The organism is Bacillus sp. SD075 (assembly GCF_017355165.1).
GTDB lineage: Bacteria > Bacillota > Bacilli > Bacillales > DSM-1321 > Peribacillus.
Genome location: NZ_JADILK010000052.1, coordinates 1 through 20,954, shown reverse-complemented (window position 1 = coordinate 20,954; position 20,954 = coordinate 1). Strand labels below are relative to the sequence as shown.

The window sequence follows — 20,954 nt, the reverse complement described above, 5'->3', positions numbered from 1 at the left end:
CGCGGAGGGGAATACTTTTGGAAAAAATCATCGTCCGCGGCGGAAAAAGGCTTAGCGGGACAGTTAAAGTAGAAGGTGCTAAAAACGCCGTTTTGCCAGTTATCGCTGCAACATTATTAGCAAGTGATGGGAAAAGTATCATTAAAGATGTTCCTACGCTCTCCGATGTATATACAATCAATGAAGTATTGCGCAACTTAAATGCGGATGTTGCCTTTCATGACAATCAAGTAACTGTAGATGCATCAAGAGAGTTATTAGAAGAAGCACCATTTGAATATGTACGTAAAATGAGAGCTTCCGTTTTAGTGATGGGCTCATTACTAGCAAGGAATGGCCGGGCCCGCGTTGCTCTTCCTGGTGGCTGTGCCATCGGATCACGACCTATCGACCAGCATTTAAAGGGCTTTGAGGCGATGGGAGCAAAAGTGAAGGTCGGCAATGGTTTCATTGATGCCGAAGTAGAAGGCAGACTGAAGGGTGCAAGAGTGTATCTTGATTTCCCGAGTGTGGGTGCCACTGAAAACATCATGATGGCAGCAACACTTGCTGAAGGTATAACTATTCTTGAAAATGTGGCCAAAGAGCCTGAAATTGTAGATCTTGCGAATCTCCTTAATAAAATGGGTGCCAAAGTCAGAGGTGCCGGTACGGGTACGATGAGAATTGAAGGTGTCGATAAATTATATGGCACTGAACATACGATTATACCTGACCGTATCGAAGCTGGTACATTTATGACTGCGGCCGCTCTTACTGGCGGCAATGTTCTTGTTCAAGGAGCTGTACCTGAACACCTTACTTCCCTTATTGCCAAAATGGAGGAAATGGGCGTTGAAATTCTTGAAGAAGAAGATGGACTACGCGTTATCGGTCCCAAAACCTTAAAGGCCATTGATATCAAAACAATGCCGCATCCTGGTTTTCCGACTGATATGCAATCGCAAATGATGGCATTATTACTGCGTGCTGAAGGAACAAGTATGATTACGGAGACCGTTTTTGAAAACCGTTTTATGCATGTTGAGGAATTCCGTCGCATGAATGCCAATATTAAAATAGAAGGTCGTTCCGTTATCGTTAATGGACCAACTAATATTCAAGGTGCTGAAGTAGCTGCAACAGATTTACGTGCCGCGGCAGCCCTCATCCTGACTGGATTGGTTGCAGATGGTATTACACGTGTTACAGAATTGAAGCATCTTGACAGAGGGTACGTGAATTTCCATGGTAAATTGGCATCTCTAGGTGCTGATGTGGAACGTATTAACGAAGATGTACCTGCTGAAACAAAAAAAATTGCAGATTTAAACGCATAAGAAAGCTTAAAAAACCATTCACGTTCAAGTCATTGAACCGTGAATGGTTTTTTTTGTCTTATTCTGAATTCATCGCTTACAGCTAATTAGTTGTCGTTTTTCTATTCATAAAAGCTTGTCCTTCGACATACATTTGTTATGTAAAGATACCTGCTGGATACGATTATACGGCAGAGAAAACAAGTGTAGGGAGGCTCAGGAATTTGAAAGCAATCAAACCGATGATCGTACTATTCATAGCAGTAGCATTCGTAATTATCATGATTCCAGCAGTGCTTGTGCTTCCATTTTCAAGTGATAAGACAAGTGGGCAGTTGACCGAACAATTAGAAAAGAAAGGGAAGAATGAAGGTAAAGAGGTAGCTGCAAATGAAATGAGTTCCGTAGAAGTTGCCGTTTACCGCACATCTGCAAAAAAGATTGAAAAACTGCCGATTGAATCGTACTTGACTGGTGTGGTTGCAGCTGAAATGCCAGCAGATTTTGAAGAAGAAGCGCTGAAGGCACAAGCATTGACAGCGAGAACCTACATTGTCAATCAGCTCATAAGCGAAAGCCGATTAGGCTTGCCGGATGGTGCCGATGTAAGCGATACGGTCATGCACCAAGTTTATAAGAATAATGATGAGCTGAAAAAAGAGTGGGGCTCTGATTATAAATCGAAGATACAAAAAATTAACAAGGCCATAAAAGAAACGTCAGGTCAAATCTTGACCTATGAAGGAAAACCGATTACAGCCACTTTTTTTTCTACCAGCAATGGCTATACGGAGAATTCCGAGGACTATTGGCAAGCTGATTTTCCCTATTTAAAAAGTGTATCCAGTCCGTGGGATAAAGAAGAATCACCAAAATTTTATAATAAAGTTGTAGTCGATACTGGAGATTTTGAAAAAAAACTGGGTGTGAGTCTTTCTTCTGGAACCTCAATAGGGACTGTCATTGAAAGAACATCAGGTAATCGTGTAGGTGTAGTGGAAATCGGAGGAAAGAAAATGACAGGAAAACAGATTCGTGAGAAGCTCGGTCTGACATCATCCGATTTTGACTGGGAGCGTCAAGGGAACCAGATTGTCATCACGACAAAAGGATCTGGGCACGGAGTTGGAATGAGTCAATACGGTGCTAATGGCATGGCCAGGGAAGGGAAAACCTATGAAGACATCGTGAAATATTATTATAAAGGCGTCAAAGTTCAGTCTTCAAGTAAGTGGATGAATACGATGACGGCAAAAAAGTGAGAGATGGGGATCCCCATCTCTCATTTTTTTTTGTTTAATTTTTCTATAATGGTCAAAAAGCCTCGTTCACGTTTGAAATAATGATATTGGACATGAAAATAGACTGCAGCTACCCCAATGATATCCTTAATGACATCTATTAAGGTAGAGGATCGGTATGGGACGAAAGATTGGTGGTATTCATCAATAACACCATAAAGGCAAGCTAAAAGGGCCGTTAACAGGCTTAAACCAGGTTTCAGTTTTTGGTGTGCAGCAAGGGCCGAAACTAATAATATATACAAAAGGGCAAATTCGACCAGATGAAGTGCCTCTTTGATAAATCGGTCAATTGAGGATAAGGGAAGATCAAGAATCATATCATCGGGGTTGCTCGACATTATCCAAATGGCAATCATATATAAAAAAGGCAATAACGTTAACACAAGTTTAAAAGCTTTTTTCATGATTTAAACATCCTTCAACAGTAAGATACCAAACATTTTACCATTCTACGAATAAAATCGGTTTCATTTCCACAAAATAAATCTAAAATTTTTTTTCCTGAATGTATATAATCTTAACAAAATGTTCAGAATGATTGCTGAGGTGATTAATATGAGAGAGGAAGAAAAGAAACCAACTTCCACAATCCGACGTATACTAAAACAACGTTGGGCATTATCAGCAATCTATATCGCAAGTGCAGCCATAATCTTAGCCGCGGCCTTCTTATTACAAAATAGTTTTAATGATTCAGCTAAAGATGGCAAAGAGGAATCAGCTGAAACAGGAAAAAACTATGATCAGCCTTCTGTAGAGGTTAATAGTAATCTTGAGACAATCAAGATGCCTGTAGCCGATGCAGACAAATCGGTTATCAAGAAACAGTTTTATGATGTGAATGCGGATGAAAAGGCACAAGAAGAAGCATTGGTTTTCTACAACAATAGATATGAGCAAAACAAAGGTATAGACATTGCAATGGAAGATGGAAAGTCTTTCGATGTAAAAGCTTCCCTAAGTGGAAATGTAACGAAAGTCCAAGACGATGCATTACTTGGAAATTTAGTTGAAGTAGAGCATGAAGATGGTGTGGTTACTCGTTATCAATCTGTTAAGGACATTAAGGTTGCAGTCGGTGACAAAGTGAAACAAGGACAAGCAATTGCCACATCTGGAAAAAGCCAGATCAATGAAGAGGCTGGAGTACATGTCCACTTCGAAATCAGAAAAGATAATATTGCGTTAAACCCACTTGATTTTGTTGATAAACAAGCTTCTGCTATCCAATCGGCAACTGAAGCCGAAGGCAGCGAACTTGAAGAATCGGCTGATAAAGAAGAAACACCTGCAGTCGAAGAATCCGAAGCTGATAAAGAAGAAACACCTGCAGTCGAAGAATCTGAAACTGGCACAGAAGAAACGCCTTCAGTTGACGAAACTGACGATGAAGGTTCTGTCCCTGGTGATGATACAACTGAAGAAAGCGATTCACTAAAAGATTCATTAAATCAATCTAATTAAGATTTTTAATAAAATCAAAACAAAAACCTAGAACGTTACGAATGACAACAACTGAAAATTTGGTAAAAGGAAGCCGTTCACTTTGAACGGCTTCCTTTTTTTCTTTCGGGGAAATATGGGCCAATATGCTGAAACCTTTGAATTTCTGACAAATTTCTCGGGAAATAATTTGAGCTTTATGAAAATGAAAAGATGAAAATCAGAAATAAATCAAAACCTCCTGTCCCATTAGGCATATATTCTTAACCAAGCTAATAAGATGTTATAAACCATGCAAAGAGAGTGTTTGAGGTGAGGAATCGTTTATTACAAATTATCTAATAGGTGAATAATTCTATCTTTCATTGTTTATAGGGCAGCGGTATTCGATTCGAAAAATACGAATCTCATTTCACACTTCTCACATCCAATTTGGGGAGGTCGAGTGGTGTGCACGATTACATCAAAGAAAGAACTATCAAGATAGGAAAGTATATCGTGGAAACTAGAAAAACGGTCCGCGTCATCGCAAAAGAGTTCGGTGTCTCTAAAAGCACAGTTCATAAAGACTTAACTGAGAGGCTGCCAGAAATTAATCCTGATTTGGCTAACGAAGTGAAGGATATATTGGATTATCATAAATCCATTCGTCACCTTAGAGGTGGAGAAGCGACAAAATTAAAATATAAACGTTCTGAAAGAGAAGAAGAAATCGTTAAATGATACTGATTCATCCCGGCAATTGGAAGTGAATTGGGCAATCGGAGAATGAATAAGGGGACACGAAAGTGAGTGTCGGCCTTTTTCTTAACCTTGATTGCGGTTCCATGCCGGGATTTTTTTATGGGGAAATAAGGCAAGCTAGTACATAAGGCATCGAATTTATTATAAATTGGGAAAATAGGAAAAAATAGTCTATATTAGTGTTTATTTATAATTCATACTTACTTGTGTCAATGCAATATGGTAAAATAAACAATTAGGACAGAAGTAGGTTATATGTGAGGATATTCAAGGAGGATTTAAGAAATGTTTGCTAGAGATATTGGGATAGATCTTGGAACAGCCAATGTTCTTATACATGTCAAAGGTAAAGGAATTGTGTTAAATGAGCCTTCGGTAGTTGCGATTGATAAGAATACGAACCGTGTTCTTGCCGTCGGGGAAGAAGCTCGTAAAATGGTAGGCCGTACTCCAGGAAACATCATCGCAATCCGTCCTTTAAAAGACGGTGTCATTGCGGATTTTGATGTAACAGAATCGATGCTTAAGCATTTTATCAATACATTGAATGTGAAAGGCTTCCTTTCAAAGCCTAGAATTTTAATCTGCTGCCCGACTAACATAACAAGTGTCGAACAAAAGGCGATTAAAGAAGCTGCTGAAAAAAGCGGCGGGAAGAAAGTATTTCTTGAAGAAGAACCAAAGGTGGCTGCAATCGGTGCCGGTATGGATATTTTTCAACCAAGCGGTAATATGGTCGTAGACATTGGCGGGGGTACAACGGATATTGCCGTTCTTTCCATGGGGGATATCGTTACATCTTCTTCTATTAAAATGGCCGGTGACAAATTCGATAATGAAATTTTACATTATATCAAGCGGAAGTATAAGCTCCTGATTGGTGAACGTACAGCGGAAAACATTAAAATCCAGGTTGCAACCGTATTCCCTGGATCTCGTAATGAAGTCATCGATATCCGTGGACGCGATATGGTATCCGGATTGCCTAGAACCATTTCGGTCAATTCGGAAGAAATTGAGGAAGCTCTACGTGAGCAGGTTTCCATCATTGTACAGGCTGCAAAAAGCGTACTTGAGCGGACGCCTCCAGAACTTTCTGCTGATATCATCGACCGCGGCGTCATTTTAACAGGTGGGGGAGCATTGCTTCACGGAATTGATTTACTCCTTGCCGAAGAACTTAAGGTCCCGGTACTCGTTGCCGAGCACCCAATGGATTGTGTAGCAATCGGAACTGGTATCATGCTTGATAATATGGATAAATTGCCACGGCACAAATTCAACTAAAAAAGCGGATGGAATTCCGCATCATAAGATAGGGGTCTAAGGTTCAGACAAACGTGAGGCATAGTGAAAGTGCGTGCAGTTCTAGTACAGATGAGCAATAGGCCCTCTTCTTTTAGTCGATAATTTAACACCATTCCTTTAAATCTGACCTAGCCTACGATATAGACAAATTGTTATACCTAATGCTTCTCCTTTTCCTTAAGATCCTGATGTTCATGACCGATAAGATAAATATGAGAAATTGAACGGGGTACGTTATGTAGATTGAGGAGTGAAGAAGATGTTAAGAGGTTTTTATACGGCTGCTTCCGGGATGCTTACACAACAAAGGCGCACAGAATTGCTCACAAACAATATGTCCAATGCAAATACAACAGGGTATAAAGCGGATCAAATGAGTGTAAGGTCTTTTCCGGAAATGCTTATCAGCAACATAGGCGATAAAACGGTACCTACGGAGAACAAATTGAGCATGTCTAACTTATCCCGGGTTGGGGGGCTCAGTACAGGTGTTTACGTACAGGAGGCGAACCCCTTATTTACCCAGGGAACATTGGAGGAAACCCAGCTTAATACAGATATTTCCTTGGTTGATGAAAACCTTCCGATCAATGAGGAAACGGGTCGTCAAGGGTCGGTGTTTTTTACTGTCCGGGATGGTGTTGGTGCTATACGTTATACGCGTAACGGCAGTTTCACCCTGGATGGGCAAGGCTATCTGACTACGCCTTCCGGTCATTATGTATTGAACGTAAATAGTGAAAAGATCCAGCTTGATAGCGATCAATTCACAGTAGCGGAAAACGGTTTTATTTTAGAAGGAAATGTTCAAACCGCACGTATGGGCATCGGTTATTCGGATGATCCGTCGTTACAGCTCATGAAGGATGGGGAAGGCCTATATAAGGCTGTGAATGATGGGGATTTACCTAGCGCATACGCGTCTGAAGATGTCGGTTTTTCTACTAAGCAAGGCTTTCTTGAAGGCTCCAATGTTGACCAATCCAGAACGATGACAGAAATGATGTCAGCATACCGCTCTTTTGAAGCGAGTCAAAAGGTCCTTCAAGCCTATGATAAAAGTTTGGATAAAGCGGTCAATGAAGTTGGCAGACTTTAACTGAAAAGTATTGGAAAAATGATTTTGGAAATTTGAACATGTAAGGGGAAAAACCATGAATCGGACGATGATGACAGCGACAAATACGCTGAACCAACTCCAAGGTAAAATCGACCAAATAAGCAATAATATCGCGAATGTGGATACGACTGCCTACAAAAAGACCCAAACGAGTTTCAATGATTTATTGACACAGAGTTTCAATAATCAACCGAGAGAGACCAAGGAAAAAGGAAGGTTGACCACACCTGGAATCCGGCAGGGAACAGGTGCTATGATAAGCCAATCTCAGCTAGTTCTTTCACAGGGAGACTTAAAGACGACGAATCGCAACCTCGATGCTGCATTCATCCAAGAGGACCAATTCTTCACCGTAAGCGTTCAGGACAATAATGGGGTCAATACTAGGTTTACAAGGGATGGGGCCTTTTATTTATCTCCTAGTGCTAACGAACAAATGATGCTCGTTACCTCTGCTGGGTATCAAGTACTTGATGAAAATGGTGAACCGATCTTCATTGAGGGAAATATTAAAGACATTAAGATCACGGAAAATGGCTTATTGATAGTGGATACGGAAGAATATGGCGAAAAGAGTTTTGGGCTCGGAATCGTCTCGGTCAAGAAACCGCAGTTTCTTGACCGGCTAGGCGGAAATTTATTTGGCCTGCCGGACAAGATGAATGCCTTGGGTATCACTGAAGAAGATATCATGACTTCATTGACAGAGGATTCCCGCAACCGAGCAGCAGTCCGTCAAGGCACTCTGGAGTCGTCAAATGTCGATCTTTCCAAAGAAATGACGGATTTAATCAATGTTCAGCGATCTTACCAATTTCAATCCCGGGCGGTAACGATGTCTGATCAAATGAGCGGCTTAGTCAATGGTATCCGTTAAAGTATCTGGTAAATAAAATGTCTCCCTGCGGAATTAGAGCAAATCGGTTATAATGAATTCATACAAAAAGAATTATTTGTGCCGATCATTTTGCATAGCTGCTGAATTTCTGATGTATAGGGAAGACCAGTCGGCGAGTTTTCTTAAAAGGAGCTTTCACATTCTATATGGAACAAAATCGTGTAATGAGACAACAAATTGAAGAAGAGATAAAGGAAGTTGAGACGAAACCGAATGGGAGAATCAAGGTCCGTCTTTTGCCAATTTGGCTTCGTTTACTCATTGTTATCGGATTGATTTTCTTTGCTGTATTATCCGGGGCACTATTAGGATACAGTGTGATTGGTGGAGGAAATGTTATGGATGTTTTTCAAAAATCCACATGGAGCCATATTATTGATATAGTGAACAAGGGCGCGTAGTTCCATGTTTTTTTGAGGTAGTTGCTGTCGTTATCGGATTTATATTACATGGCAACTACGCCTCTGTCTTCATGACAGGGGCGAGTTTACGTTATGTTTGAAATTTGAAAATACTTAAGTCACAGGAGGAATATGTATGCTTGATATCACACAAATAAAGGAAATTATCCCGCATCGTTACCCATTTTTATTAGTCGACAGGATCATAGAAATAGATGAAGGCAAAAGAGCGGTTGGATTGAAGAATGTCTCAGCAAATGAAGAATTCTTTAATGGTCATTTCCCAGATTATCCAGTTATGCCTGGTGTTTTAATTGTAGAGGCATTGGCGCAAGTTGGCGCTGTAGCCGTTTTGAAACAAGAAGAATATAAAGGGCGGCTTGCATTTTTCGCTGGGATTGATAATTGCCGCTTTAAAAAGCAAGTTAAACCAGGTGATCAGCTGCGTCTGGAAGTGGAAATAGTGCGTATGAGAGGATCAATGGGTAAAGGGAAAGCAGTGGCAACGGTAGATGGAGAAACGGCATGTGAAGCCGATATCATGTTTGCTTTTGGTGACAAATAAGAATTGAATTCATTTTCTTTCCTTTGAATGCCGGACATTTTTAAATGTCCGGCATTTTTAAATGATTAAGCGAATTTTCTTTTTAAATTTAAAATAGGGCGCAAGTTATTTTCACATTCGGGCAAAATAGCTAATGATAAAGAAAGAAGGGAGGTTGCCAAAAATGATGAAGAAAATTTTTGCACTAATTGGGGGATCTTTATTATCTATTATGTTCCTTGCCGGATGTGGAACTGATGATAATGACAACAATCCCGCACCAGAAGAAGATAACAACATCATTGAAGATGATAACAACGGCACGGATGATAACGACATGAATAACGACGATGATGGAGTGCTTGATAACGACGATGATAACATTGATGATAACGTCGATAATGATGCGGATGACTTGATTGAAGACGCTGATAAAAAAGGCGACGACAATAAGTAATTAGCCCAGAATGGAAAGACTGGCTTAGAAAAGAAGAGGATTACTATCCTTATTCGTCTAAGCCAGTCTTTTTTATGTGCATTCGATTAGGGAATGGGAGTTAAGGGAAGGGTTTTTTATTTATTAGTTGCTAATTTAGGTTTTGAGCGGATTTTTTGCTTGAACTCTTTTAATAATTCATCGCCGGATAGACCTTTTTGAACCAAATCTTCAAGAAGGAGTTCTGCATATTTGCTCCGTGTTTTTTGGATGTGACCAACGAATAAAAGGCTATAATGGTTGCCCACTTTTCGTACTGTGCGTAAAACAGTGTGAAACAAAGCCGGTTCATTGTCTTTTTTTGTAATGACGGCCTGGATATACACCTCTCCATCAATATTGGGAAGAGAGGATTCAAGCTCCTTGTAATGGTTTTCCTCTACAAAGGCTTCCAATAACCATGTTCTAGCGTCGTTTTCTTTATTTATAATCAGCCCATCTGTTAATGCAATATCAATCAAGTTTAAATTCTCAGTAACAATTTGCAACGTAATCAATTTAAATGATTTCATCTAATTCCTCCGTTTCTTGCCAGAAGAGCGTAACTACCCCTCTTAATCATTAACTTTGACATGTACATATCGATTAATCCTTTTAAAGGTAATTATATCATACTAAAAAAAAGTCTCTTAATGAAATAAAAACCCAGCATTTGTCTAAATTATGAAGGATAGAATAAATATTTGCAAAATATTTAATTTTGTTAACTATTCGGTTTTCACCTGAGCTTAATCGATAAAAAATGATTTTGCATCCATTCAAACGGTTTTTTATGAAGAAAAACGGTGTAATAAGGTTATTTCCTTCATTTTTTAATCGATCGAAGAAAGAGTATGATTAAAGCATATTAAAGAGGAAGGAGTGAAAAAATGATTAACCAAGTTACCCTCGTCGGCAGGCTTACGAAGGATCCCGAATTAAGGTACACACCCGATGGCAAGGCTGTTTCCAACATCACGTTAGCGGTCAACCGGAACTTCCGCAATACTGTCGGTAACTATGAGGCAGACTTTGTACAGTGTATCATATGGAAAAAGTCAGCTGAAAATACCGCTCAATATTGTAAAAAAGGTGCCATAATCGGCATAACTGGCAGAATACAAACAAGGAGATACGAAAACCAGGGAGGGAAATATGTATATGTAACTGAAGTGGTCGCCGAGAGGGTTCAATTCATTGGGTCTAAACATACTGATGTCAAGCCCAAGGAGTTTGAGCATATTGGTTTATAGTGTTACCTGAGGTTGGGTATGATAGCTTGCCTAAGGACGGAAGTAAGATTGTTATTTAAGAATATGTAAGAGTGGAAAAAACTTAGTGATTTATTCGTCATGTGGTGAAGAACCATGTAAAAATCTCTAATGATGAATAGTAGGACGGATTCATTTGATGCAACTCAATTGGAAACACAAAAAAAGTATTTATATGACCATAATGAAAATAAATGCACAGAGTTTCAGCACTATTTAACGAAAATTTACCTTAGTATATATAATTCATATTCATCCATTCATTCCCCAAAGCTAATATAGCTTCTTCCCCGCTGGAAACCCCGATTTACCCTCAATAAAATCGAGATATCCGATTTTCCTCTTGTTTTGACTGCAAATATGCAGTCTTTTTTTGTGCCAAAATGTGTGGAAATAGAAAAAATAAAAAAATAATTCTGTTAAATTAGAATTTTTAGAAAATATATTGTAATATTTTAATTTTGATGCAATAATAAACCCAATAATATAATTGGAAAAAAAGTTATATATAGGAAGTGATTTGATGGACGAACCGATTATTAAGGTGAATGGGCTGCGAACCAGTTTTCGTACTGACGATGGGGTGATCCCTGTCGTGAATTCAATCGACTTTCACGTCAATCCTGGTGAGGTTTTAGGGATTGTAGGAGAATCGGGATGCGGAAAAAGCGTAACTTCTCTGTCCATCATGGGTCTGGTTTCTTCACCGACCGGTAAGGTGGAGGGGGAGATCCTTTTTAAAGGAGAGAACATCGCAAATGCCTCTGAAGCGAAAATGAGAAAAATTCGCGGAAATGATATAGCGATGATATTTCAGGAACCGATGACAAGCTTGAATCCAGTGTTCACTATTGGTGAGCAGTTGATCGAGACGCTTCGGATACATAAAAAATGGAACAAAAAACAGGCCCGCCATAGAGCAGTGGAAATGTTGAAGCTGGTTGGACTTGGCCGTGCCGAGGAATTGCTCAAAGAATATCCGCACCAGCTTTCAGGGGGGATGAGACAAAGGGTCATGATAGCAATGGCCATGATTTGTGAGCCGAAACTCCTTATAGCCGATGAACCGACAACGGCTTTGGATGTGACGATCCAGGCACAAATCCTAGAGTTAATGAAGAATTTAAATGAAGAAACGAACACGGCAATCATGATGATTACCCATGATCTTGGGGTAGTCGCGCAAATGTGTGAACGTGTCATCGTCATGTATGCCGGCAAGGTAATAGAGGAAGGAAATGTGCAAACGATTTTCCAAAACCCTAAGCATCCTTATACTGTCGGTTTACTGCAGTCGATTCCGGATATGCGAATAAAGAAAGAGCGTCTGTACTCGATACCGGGTAATGTGCCAAAACCTGGGACAAGCAACCTCGGGTGCCAGTTTGCCCCTAGGTGCTCCCATGCCATGGAGCAATGTATAAATGAACCCCCGTCTCTTTTGAAATTCGATGAGGGACAGCATGTACGCTGCTGGCTGTATGAAGAAGGGGAAGGAGCTGCCTTACATGAATCAAACATTGGTTAAGGTAGAAAACCTAAAGAAGCATTTTCCGATTAAAGGAGGAGTTCTGGGAAAGACCATTGGAGAGGTCAAGGCAGTGGATGGTTTGTCCTTTTCCATTTATAAAGGGGAAACCTTAGGACTTGTCGGTGAAAGCGGTTGCGGAAAGTCTACGACGGGAAGATTATTGCTTCGATTGCTTGAACCGAGTGAGGGTAATGTTTATTTCGAAGGAAAGGACCTGACAGCTTTATCCTCCAGTGAAATGAGAAAGATGCGCCGCGAAATGCAGATGGTCTTCCAGGACCCATTTGCTTCCCTCAATCCTAGGCATACTATTGAAAAAATATTGGAAGAACCGCTCATCGTTCATGGGGTTAAGGATAAAAAGGCACGAAAGGCCCGTGTACAGGAACTTCTTAAGGTTGTTGGCTTAAGCAGTTACCATGCTAAAAGGTATCCGCATCAATTCAGTGGTGGCCAGCGGCAGCGTATTGGCATCGCGAGGGCACTTGCAGTCAACCCGAAGCTGATCATTGCCGATGAGCCGGTATCTGCGCTGGATGTGTCGATTCAGGCCCAGGTCTTGAATCTGTTACAGGATTTACAGGAAGATTTTGATTTGACCTACCTATTCATTGCGCATGATCTTGGAGTGGTAAGGCATATCTCCGACCGTGTCGGTGTCATGTATCTTGGGCATATAGTTGAATTGACGGAAAGTGAAGGACTTTATGAAGAGCCGCTTCATCCATATACGCAGGCTTTATTATCAGCCGTGCCGATCCCGGATGTGGAATACAAGGGGGATAGGGTAATCCTGCAGGGAGATGTTCCAAGCCCGTCCAACCCGCCTGCTGGCTGTCCATTCCATACGAGGTGTCCGAAGGCGATGGCAGAATGCAAAACGGAAAAGCCAATCCTGAATGAACTTAAACCTGGTCACTACGTTGCTTGTCATTTATACAATTGACACGGCGTATACATAAATTCTCAAATAATAAGGGGGAAGAATATGAAGAAAACATGGGCATTATTGCTAACTGGTATCCTGGCTCTTTCGCTAGCGCTTGTGGGATGCTCCTCGTCTACATCAAAAGAGAAAGATGGGGGTAAAGGGGGTTCGAGTGAAGCGAAGGGCGGCGTATTGATATACGGTAAAGGCGGAGATGCTGTCGGTCTTGACCCAGCTATCGTAACCGATGGGGAATCATTCATCGTCACACAGCAGATCTTTGAAACGCTTGTGAAATATGGGGAAGATGATACGGAAATCAATCCAGGTCTTGCAGAATCATGGGAAGTGTCCGATGACGCAAAAACATACACATTCAAATTGAAGACCGGCATCAAGTTCCATGATGGTACGGATTTCAATGCAGATGCGGTCGTGAAAAACTTTCAACGCTGGGCTCAAAGTAAGGATGAGGGTAAATTCGCTTACTATGCCTCCATGTTCGGAGGATTTGAAGGTGATGAAGGCCATGTGATCAAAGAAGTTAAAGCGATCGATGCCAGCACGGTGGAGTTCACGTTAAACCGTCCGCAGGCGCCGTTCCTGAAAAACCTTGCCATGCCTACATTTGCAATTGCCAGTCCGGGTGCAATTGAAAAAGAGGGTGACAGCTTCACTAAAAATCCATCTGGCACAGGTCCTTTCAAATTCAAATCATGGAAACCTGGCGATACGATTGAAGTGGTGAAAAACGAAGACTATTGGCAAGATGGCCTGCCAAAACTTGATGGAATCACGTTTAAGGTCATTAAAGATAACTCTGCGCGTTTAAATGCTGCAATCAAGGGGGAAATCGACCTGATGGACGGGTTGAATCCAAGTGATATCAGTAAAGTTACAGGAGATGAAAAACTGCAAATATTCGAACGTGCATCCATGAACGTCGGGTACTTTGCTTTCAATGTTGAGAAAGCACCTTTCGACAAGAAAGAAGTGCGTCAAGCCATCTCGCATTTGATCAACAAAAAGGAAATCATTGATAATTTTTATGAAGGCACGGCAGAGCCTGCCAAGAATCCTATACCGCCATCCGTTTCTGGCTACAATGACAAAGTAGAAGACTATGATTACGATGTAGAAAAGGCGAAAGAACTGCTGAAAAAAGCTGGGCTTGAAGACGGATTTAAAATGGACCTTTGGGCAATGCCGGTACCGCGCCCATATATGCCAGATGGTCAAAAAGTGGCTGAAGCCATTCAAGCAAGCCTAAAACAAGTCGGCATCGAAGCGAATATCGTATCGTACGAATGGGCTGCATATTTAGAGAAAGTGCAGGCTGGTGAAGCCCAATCGTTCATGATGGGCTGGACAGGAGATAATGGAGATGCGGATAACTTCCTTTATACGTTATTGGATAAAGATAATATCGGCTCCAACAACTATGCCCGTTATGCAAACGATGAAGTCCATGACCTATTGATCGAAGCACAGTCAACGGCAGATGAAGCCAAGCGTAATGAATTATATGGAAAAGCCCAGGAAATCATCCATGATGAAGCACCATGGGTACCGCTTGTCCACTCTTTACCGCAGCTGGCCGGATCTAAGACGGTCAAAGGGTTTGTTCCACATCCAACTGGTTCACAATCCCTTGTTAATGTCTCACTAGAAAATTAACCGTACGAACCGGGTAGTATGGAGTCTTGATGCTTCCCGGTTTTGTTATGGAATGCATTTCAAAATGACCGAGGGCGCTTCGAAGGTCCCTTATTTAAAAGGCGGGTGATTGTTTTGTTTTCCTACACCGTACGACGTTTAGGATCTCTCATTCCAGTGTTACTCGGAATGGCATTTATCGTATTCATGATGATTCGGGCGATTCCTGGAAACCCAGCACAGGTGATTCTAGGGCAGCAAGCAACAGAAGAGGCAGTTGCTGCAATGACAAAGGAACTTGGTCTGGATAAACCTTGGTTCATTCAATTTTGGGATTACTTATCAGGCCTGTTAAAAGGTGATCTGGGTGTATCGTTAAAAACGAATAGCCCGGTTTCGGAAGAAATTGGGCCATACTTGATGGCAACGATAGAGCTGGCATTGATCGCCATGATCATCGCCATTGTAATAGGTGTGAATGCAGGGATAATATCAGCTTGGTTCCAAAACTCATGGTTTGATTATGTGGCCATGGTGATCGCTTTGATTGGTTTGTCCATGCCTATATTCTGGCTGGGATTGATGGAGCAATACCTCATTTCCATTCAATGGGATTTACTTCCGACTACAGGGCGGGACAATATCAGGGATCCTGTTGAGGCCATAACCGGCCTGTATTTGATAGATACACTCATGCAGGGTAGGGTTGATCAATTTTTTGAAGTGATCAAACATCTCATTTTGCCGGGGATTGCGCTTGCAACCATTCCGATGGCCATTATTGCAAGGATGACACGCTCGTCCATGCTGGAAGTTATGAGATCGGATTTCATACGTACGGCCCGTGCTAAAGGAATGAGAATGTTTTGGGTTGTTTACAAGCACTCTTTTAAAAATGCCCTGATTCCAGTGGTTACTGTAATCGGCCTGCAGACGGGATTACTTTTAGGCGGCGCCATTTTAACGGAAAACATTTTTGGATGGCCGGGTATCGGTACATATATTTATGATGCAATACTATCTCGGGATTATCCGGTGATACAGTCCGGAATTCTCGTCATCGCCTTTTTGTTTGTCATGATTAATCTGGTTGTGGACTTGTTGTATGCAGCGATCGATCCTAGGATTAAGTATAAATAGGGAGGGAAACTCATGCCTGAAATAGCAACGAATACATCGCCAATCCTTCCTCCCAAAGAGGCAGAGGAAAAAGTCATCTCTCCCTGGAAGGAAGGATGGAAAAGTTTTAGGAAAAATAAGGTGGCCCTTGTTGGTCTGGGGATTGTTACATTTTTCATCTTGATCGCCATCTTCGCGCCCCTTATAGCACCCTATTCATTTGAGGGGCAAAAGCTAAGTGATAAACATTTGGCCCCGTCTGCGGAGCATTGGTTCGGAACGGACGAATTTGGCCGAGATATTTTGAGCAGGGTCATTTATGGCTCACGCATATCAATAGGGGTCGGCTTCTTATCTGTTGCTGGATCTGTCGTGGTTGGATCTTTTTTAGGAATCATTGCCGGTTATTACGGCAGGTGGATAGATACGATCATATCGAGGATCTTTGATATCATTCTGGCCTTTCCAAGTATCTTGCTTGCCATTGCAGTAGTAGCCGTTTTGGGCCCCTCTCTTCGCAACGCACTTATTGCCATCGCGATCGTCAATGTCCCGATATTCGGCCGGCTTTTACGTTCACGGGTCTTAACGGTGAAAGAAGAGGAATATGTAACGGCTGCGAAGGCGATTGGAATGGGGGATGGCCGCATTCTCCTCCACCATGTCCTTCCGAATAGCCTTGCCCCGATTATAGTTCAAGGTACCTTGGCGATTGCAACTGCCATAATTGAGTGTGCAGCGCTCGGCTTTCTCGGTCTCGGTGCACAACCGCCAGCACCAGAGTGGGGAAAGATGCTTGCCGATTCCAGGGCGTTCATCATTCAAGCGCCATGGACGGTTCTTTTCCCTGGCCTTGCAATCATGCTTACGGTACTCGGCTTTAACCTAATGGGGGATGGGTTGCGCGATGCATTGGATCCAAGAATGAAAAACTAGAAGTAAAGATGGTGATGTTAGTTTAACATCACCATCTTTTTGTCGTTTAGCTTGCACAACTATTAAAATATGAAAAATAATAACAAAATCCTAGTTGAAAATAGGGGAATAGTGACTATTACCTCTTAAAATCACCCCAAAAGTTGTGATACTTTTATACTCAGTAAGAATATTCCAAAAAATGATTATTTTAGAGGAGGAAAGTTCATTGATTAAACGTAGCTTGTCCATTCTAGCAATCTTTCTATTAGTATGTACTGCAAGCGTTTCCGCAGCCAAGCTCCCAGATCCCCCGACCGGTACGGATGGAGTAGGGAAGAAGAATCAGGAAAGTATGATAAAGCTGAAGAAAAATGATTTGGGGAAGAAATACAAAAGCAACGAAAAGGTCAGGGTCATCGTAGAGATGAAGGAAGCCCCGGCAATAGAAACCGCTTCGAAAGAAGGGAAGCTTTTTAAACAGCTATCGAAAAATAAGAAACAACAATTAAAGTCCGAAAAGCTAGCTAATCAGAGGAAATTGAAAAAAAAGGTGAAAGAGAAAAAAATAGCTTTCAAGGAACTTGAAAGTTTTACGACAGTCGTCAATGGGTTCAGTGGTGAACTTCAGTATGGTGAAATCAAAAAGGTGGAAGCCATGCCTGAAGTTGCTGAAGTACATATTGCGAATGAATATGAACGTCCTGTAGAAAAACCCGAGATGCTTTATAGTAAAGAACTTGTCCAAGCCCAGGAAGCCTGGCGGGAATATGGATATAAAGGGGAAGGGATGGTCGTCGGGATTATTGATACTGGAATCGACCCCTCTCACCGTGATATGGTCCTGAACGACGGGAATAAGGCTGAACTGACTGAAAGTGAAATTAACGGGATGAAGGAATCTAGCCATCTATTAGGCAATTATTATACGGCGAAGGTTCCTTATGGATACAATTATATGGATGAAAATGAAGAAATCCTTGACCTTGGTGAAGGGGCATCCATGCATGGAATGCATGTAGCGGGTACGGCAGGTGCCAATGGAGATGAAGAGAATGGCGGCATTAAGGGGGTTGCTCCTGAAGCACAGCTGCTTGCTTTAAAGGTCTTTGGGAATGATCCCGACATGCAGACAACATGGGGCGATATATATATTAAGGCGATTGACGATGCCATCATTCTTGGGGCGGATGTGCTGAATATGAGCCTGGGCTCCACTGCAGGTTTTGTATCGGCAGAAGATCCGGAGCAGCAGGCGGTATCCAGAGCTGTTGATAATGGGATCCTCATGTCGATTTCAGCAGGAAACTCGGCACACTATGGAAATGGATTTGCGAACCCATCCGCGTCAAACCCGGATATTGGCGTTTCGGGTTCACCTGGCCTTGCTTATGATTCGGTACAAGTGGCATCGGTAGAGAATAACTATATGGATTTGGATGCAGCTACTTATGATATAAACGGACAAGCAGGAAAAGCTCCGTTCATGTCGGCTTCAGGCGTACATCCCAATGCATTAACGGATAAAACACATGAATTGGTGGCTGCAGGTCTTGGGACGCCTGAGGAGCTTTCCAAAGTGGATGTTAGAGGCAAGTTCGCCCTCATCGAACGCGGCACGCTTTCTTTTATAGAAAAAGCACAAAATGCCCAGGCAGCAGGAGCGACAGGAGTCATTATTTACAATAATGCGGACGGATATATTTCCATGGCCACAGATCCAGGCATCACCATTCCACAGCTGTTCATGCTGAAGTCGGATGGGGCAAAGATAAAAGCGGCCTTAACGGATGGAGAAAAGGTGAAGATTACCTTTAATGGTGATAAAACAAAAGGTGTAAATCCAGAAGCAGGAAAAATGAGCTCATTCAGTTCATGGGGAGTCGCACCTAATTTGGATTTCAAACCGGAAATCACTGCTCCGGGCGGACAAATTTATTCGACGCTGAACAACGATGAATATGGAAGGATGAGTGGTACCTCAATGGCGGCACCACATGTTTCCGGCGGCTCGGCATTGGTTCTTGAAAGAGTGGATAAAGAATTTAAATTAGATGGATCTGCACGGGCAAATTTAGCTAAGAACCTGATGATGAATACATCAAAACCATTAATGGATCAGGGTGTCGTAAATAAGGCCCTTGACTGGAAAAACCCTTATTCGCCTCGCAGGCAGGGAGCCGGGGTCATGCAGCTGCAATCCGCATTGTCCACACCTGCTGTCGTGACCGAGGCATTTACGAAAGAAGCGAAGGTTGCAATGAAGGAGATCGGCAATAAGTTCGCCTTTACTTTAAAGGTTGAAAACTTCAGCAACAAAGCAGTCAAGTATGATGTAAAAGGAAATATCCAAACAGACTATGCGATCCAGGGACAACTGGGTTATTCCGCTAATGAACTGGAAGCACAGGAAATTAAGAACGCTTCAATTAAAATCAATAATAAAAATACAAATAAGATTACCGTTCCTGCAAAAAAATCGGTTACATTTGAAGTGAAAGTGGATATATCCGATGCAAAGGTACTTGGCGATGACCTTCAGACTCTTGTAGACATTGATAAGGTCTTTCCAAACGGATATTTCGTTGAAGGGTTCATTTCATTGAATGATCCAGCCGATACGAATCCGGAACTGCATGTACCGTATGTAGGATTTAAAGGGGAGTGGGACAAAGCCCCGATCCTTGATGGCACTATATATGATAAAGAATCTTTCTATGGCAAGGCAGGAGGAGTATCGACAGCTGGCGAAGATTTCACTTATCTTGGCTATGACCCTGCCGGAAAAACATTCAATGGCAAAAATATTGCGATTTCCCCAAATGGAGATGGTGCACAGGATGACTTCGTGCCGGTCCTATCATTCTTAAGGAATGCGAAAAAGGTAGAATACAATATATTGAATGGTGAAAACAAATCAATCCGGAAACTTCGCACAGAGAATCATGTGCGTAAAGACTATTATGATGGCGGACAAGGGACCGCATATACCCTGGATCCGGCCCGTAAGTGGGACGGTAAAATCAATAATGCACTCGCTAAGGATGGGGTCTATTATTTTGAAATCAAAGCCATGATAGATTACGAGGGTGCAAAATGGCAGTCGTTTAAAATGCCTATAAAAATCGATACCGTAAATCCAACAGTCAAGATTTCGAAAAAAGGCAATGTATTAACCATCCAAGGTAAGGATAATTTGAATGGTTCAGGGCTCGCTTATTACGATGTACAAGTCGATGGATCATCCATCATGGAAGAACCGCTCCCGGCGAATGCGAAACAATTCACCCTACCTGATGTAAAAGGAGAAAAGGTTCAGGTTGTGGCAATTGACTATGCAGGTAATGAAAAAACGGCTGAAACCGAATTAGCCAGTGATTCAGCTCCAATCGATAATCATGCACCGGCTGTAAAGATCAAGAGTCCTGAAGCCTTGAGCGTGAACAATAAAAATAAAATCAAAATAACAGGGGAAATTGAAGAAACGTCGGAAATAAAGGAATTTAAAATCGACGATAAAGCGGTACCTGTAACGTATAACAAGACGAATAATAAATATGAATTCTCATATGAAAAGAAATTTGAAGAGGGTGTCCAAAGCTTCACGGTTCAAGCGACCGATAAATGGGATAACACGGTTTCCTTTAATCGGACGATTATGATCGATGCAACAAAGCCAGGTTTAAAAGTTAAAGGCGTACCGGAAACTGTGGGAGCCAAAGGCAAAAATCCAAAAGTGGACGTGACGGTAGAAGATAATTTCGATGAAATCCGCCTTTATCTGAACGGAAGCGAAGTATTCTATCATGAATTCAAGGAACCATACAAAATGCGTGCCTATAAGAAGAAGATAGAGGATTTGGAGCTGCCGCTTAAATCAGGTAACAACAAGTTTGAATTTAAGGTGACCGATCTTGCAGGAAACGAATCAAAGAAATCCTTTAACATCAATAAAGCAAAAAAATAACGAAGGGAAGCCCTCTTATCCAAGAGGGCTTC

19 protein-coding genes are annotated in these 20,954 nt (G+C 41.7%); 17 read left to right on the top strand and 2 right to left on the bottom strand.

Annotation, left to right across the window (positions count from 1 at the left end; genetic code table 11):
- The first annotated feature begins 17 nt into the window (after window positions 1-17).
- Complete coding sequence (gene murA, locus IOC57_RS22150; RefSeq protein ID WP_098371638.1) at window positions 18-1,319, top strand: UDP-N-acetylglucosamine 1-carboxyvinyltransferase; 1,302 nt, start codon at window positions 18-20, stop codon at window positions 1,317-1,319.
- Between the two features lie 203 nt (window positions 1,320-1,522).
- The gene (gene spoIID, locus IOC57_RS22145; protein WP_286185112.1) at window positions 1,523-2,560 is read left to right on the top strand and encodes a stage II sporulation protein D; all 1,038 of its coding nucleotides are present in this window, start codon (window positions 1,523-1,525) and stop codon (window positions 2,558-2,560) included.
- Window positions 2,561-2,580: 20 nt separating this feature from the next.
- On the opposite strand, the gene IOC57_RS22140 is transcribed toward spoIID, so the two are convergent.
- Window positions 2,581-3,006 carry a VanZ family protein gene (locus IOC57_RS22140; RefSeq protein ID WP_207440724.1) on the bottom strand — a complete coding sequence of 142 codons (426 nt, stop codon included), beginning with the start codon at window positions 3,004-3,006 and terminating at the stop codon, window positions 2,581-2,583.
- A gap of 151 nt (window positions 3,007-3,157) precedes the next feature.
- Here IOC57_RS22140 and spoIIQ point away from each other — a divergent pair, with 151 nt between their 5' ends.
- The 8 genes from spoIIQ to IOC57_RS22100 all read left to right on the top strand — a co-directional run bounded on the left by spoIIQ (window position 3,158) and on the right by IOC57_RS22100 (window position 9,517).
- Window positions 3,158-4,066, top strand: coding sequence for a stage II sporulation protein SpoIIQ (spoIIQ, locus tag IOC57_RS22135; RefSeq protein ID WP_207440723.1), 909 nt, complete (start codon window positions 3,158-3,160; stop codon window positions 4,064-4,066).
- Window positions 4,067-4,495: 429 nt separating this feature from the next.
- Window positions 4,496-4,768 carry a sporulation transcriptional regulator SpoIIID gene (gene spoIIID / locus IOC57_RS22130; RefSeq protein ID WP_034315767.1) on the top strand — a complete coding sequence of 91 codons (273 nt, stop codon included), beginning with the start codon at window positions 4,496-4,498 and terminating at the stop codon, window positions 4,766-4,768.
- 306 nt (window positions 4,769-5,074) lie between these two features.
- Complete coding sequence (mreB, locus tag IOC57_RS22125; RefSeq protein ID WP_057911932.1) at window positions 5,075-6,076, top strand: rod shape-determining protein; 1,002 nt, start codon at window positions 5,075-5,077, stop codon at window positions 6,074-6,076.
- A gap of 280 nt (window positions 6,077-6,356) precedes the next feature.
- The gene (locus IOC57_RS22120) at window positions 6,357-7,196 is read left to right on the top strand and encodes a flagellar hook-basal body protein (protein WP_207440722.1); all 840 of its coding nucleotides are present in this window, start codon (window positions 6,357-6,359) and stop codon (window positions 7,194-7,196) included.
- 55 nt (window positions 7,197-7,251) lie between these two features.
- Window positions 7,252-8,094 (top strand): flagellar hook-basal body protein, encoded by an 843-nt coding sequence (locus tag IOC57_RS22115; protein WP_207440721.1) that lies wholly within the window; start codon window positions 7,252-7,254, stop codon window positions 8,092-8,094.
- A 167-nt stretch (window positions 8,095-8,261) separates the two neighbouring features.
- The gene (locus IOC57_RS22110; RefSeq protein ID WP_207440720.1) at window positions 8,262-8,516 is read left to right on the top strand and encodes a DNA-directed RNA polymerase subunit beta; all 255 of its coding nucleotides are present in this window, start codon (window positions 8,262-8,264) and stop codon (window positions 8,514-8,516) included.
- A gap of 136 nt (window positions 8,517-8,652) precedes the next feature.
- Window positions 8,653-9,081 (top strand): 3-hydroxyacyl-ACP dehydratase FabZ, encoded by a 429-nt coding sequence (gene fabZ, locus IOC57_RS22105; RefSeq protein WP_034315755.1) that lies wholly within the window; start codon window positions 8,653-8,655, stop codon window positions 9,079-9,081.
- Window positions 9,082-9,244: 163 nt separating this feature from the next.
- Window positions 9,245-9,517: a hypothetical protein gene (locus IOC57_RS22100; protein WP_207440719.1), complete on the top strand. Its 273-nt coding sequence runs from the start codon at window positions 9,245-9,247 to the stop codon at window positions 9,515-9,517.
- Between the two features lie 116 nt (window positions 9,518-9,633).
- Here the strand turns inward: IOC57_RS22100 and IOC57_RS22095 are convergent, their stop codons facing one another.
- Entirely contained in the window at window positions 9,634-10,068 is a 435-nt protein-coding gene (locus IOC57_RS22095; RefSeq protein ID WP_207440718.1) for a YwpF family protein, read from the bottom strand.
- Between the two features lie 357 nt (window positions 10,069-10,425).
- Here IOC57_RS22095 and ssb point away from each other — a divergent pair, with 357 nt between their 5' ends.
- The 7 genes from ssb to IOC57_RS22060 all read left to right on the top strand — a co-directional run bounded on the left by ssb (window position 10,426) and on the right by IOC57_RS22060 (window position 20,922).
- Window positions 10,426-10,788, top strand: a complete 363-nt coding sequence (gene ssb / locus IOC57_RS22090) for a single-stranded DNA-binding protein (protein WP_207440717.1) — start codon at window positions 10,426-10,428, stop codon at window positions 10,786-10,788.
- Between the two features lie 541 nt (window positions 10,789-11,329).
- On the top strand, window positions 11,330-12,334 hold the full coding sequence (locus IOC57_RS22085; RefSeq protein ID WP_207440716.1) for an ABC transporter ATP-binding protein: 1,005 nt from the start codon (window positions 11,330-11,332) through the stop codon (window positions 12,332-12,334).
- Window positions 12,315-13,283: an ABC transporter ATP-binding protein gene (locus IOC57_RS22080; protein ID WP_207440715.1), complete on the top strand. Its 969-nt coding sequence runs from the start codon at window positions 12,315-12,317 to the stop codon at window positions 13,281-13,283. Before IOC57_RS22085 ends, IOC57_RS22080 begins: the two co-directional genes overlap by 20 nt.
- Window positions 13,284-13,325: 42 nt before the next feature.
- On the top strand, window positions 13,326-14,942 hold the full coding sequence (locus IOC57_RS22075) for an ABC transporter substrate-binding protein (protein WP_207440714.1): 1,617 nt from the start codon (window positions 13,326-13,328) through the stop codon (window positions 14,940-14,942).
- Between the two features lie 114 nt (window positions 14,943-15,056).
- The gene (locus tag IOC57_RS22070; RefSeq protein ID WP_207440713.1) at window positions 15,057-16,061 is read left to right on the top strand and encodes an ABC transporter permease; all 1,005 of its coding nucleotides are present in this window, start codon (window positions 15,057-15,059) and stop codon (window positions 16,059-16,061) included.
- A gap of 12 nt (window positions 16,062-16,073) precedes the next feature.
- Window positions 16,074-16,976 carry an ABC transporter permease gene (locus tag IOC57_RS22065; RefSeq protein WP_207440712.1) on the top strand — a complete coding sequence of 301 codons (903 nt, stop codon included), beginning with the start codon at window positions 16,074-16,076 and terminating at the stop codon, window positions 16,974-16,976.
- A gap of 208 nt (window positions 16,977-17,184) precedes the next feature.
- Complete coding sequence (locus IOC57_RS22060; protein WP_286185111.1) at window positions 17,185-20,922, top strand: S8 family serine peptidase; 3,738 nt, start codon at window positions 17,185-17,187, stop codon at window positions 20,920-20,922.
- Window positions 20,923-20,954 lie beyond the last annotated feature (32 nt).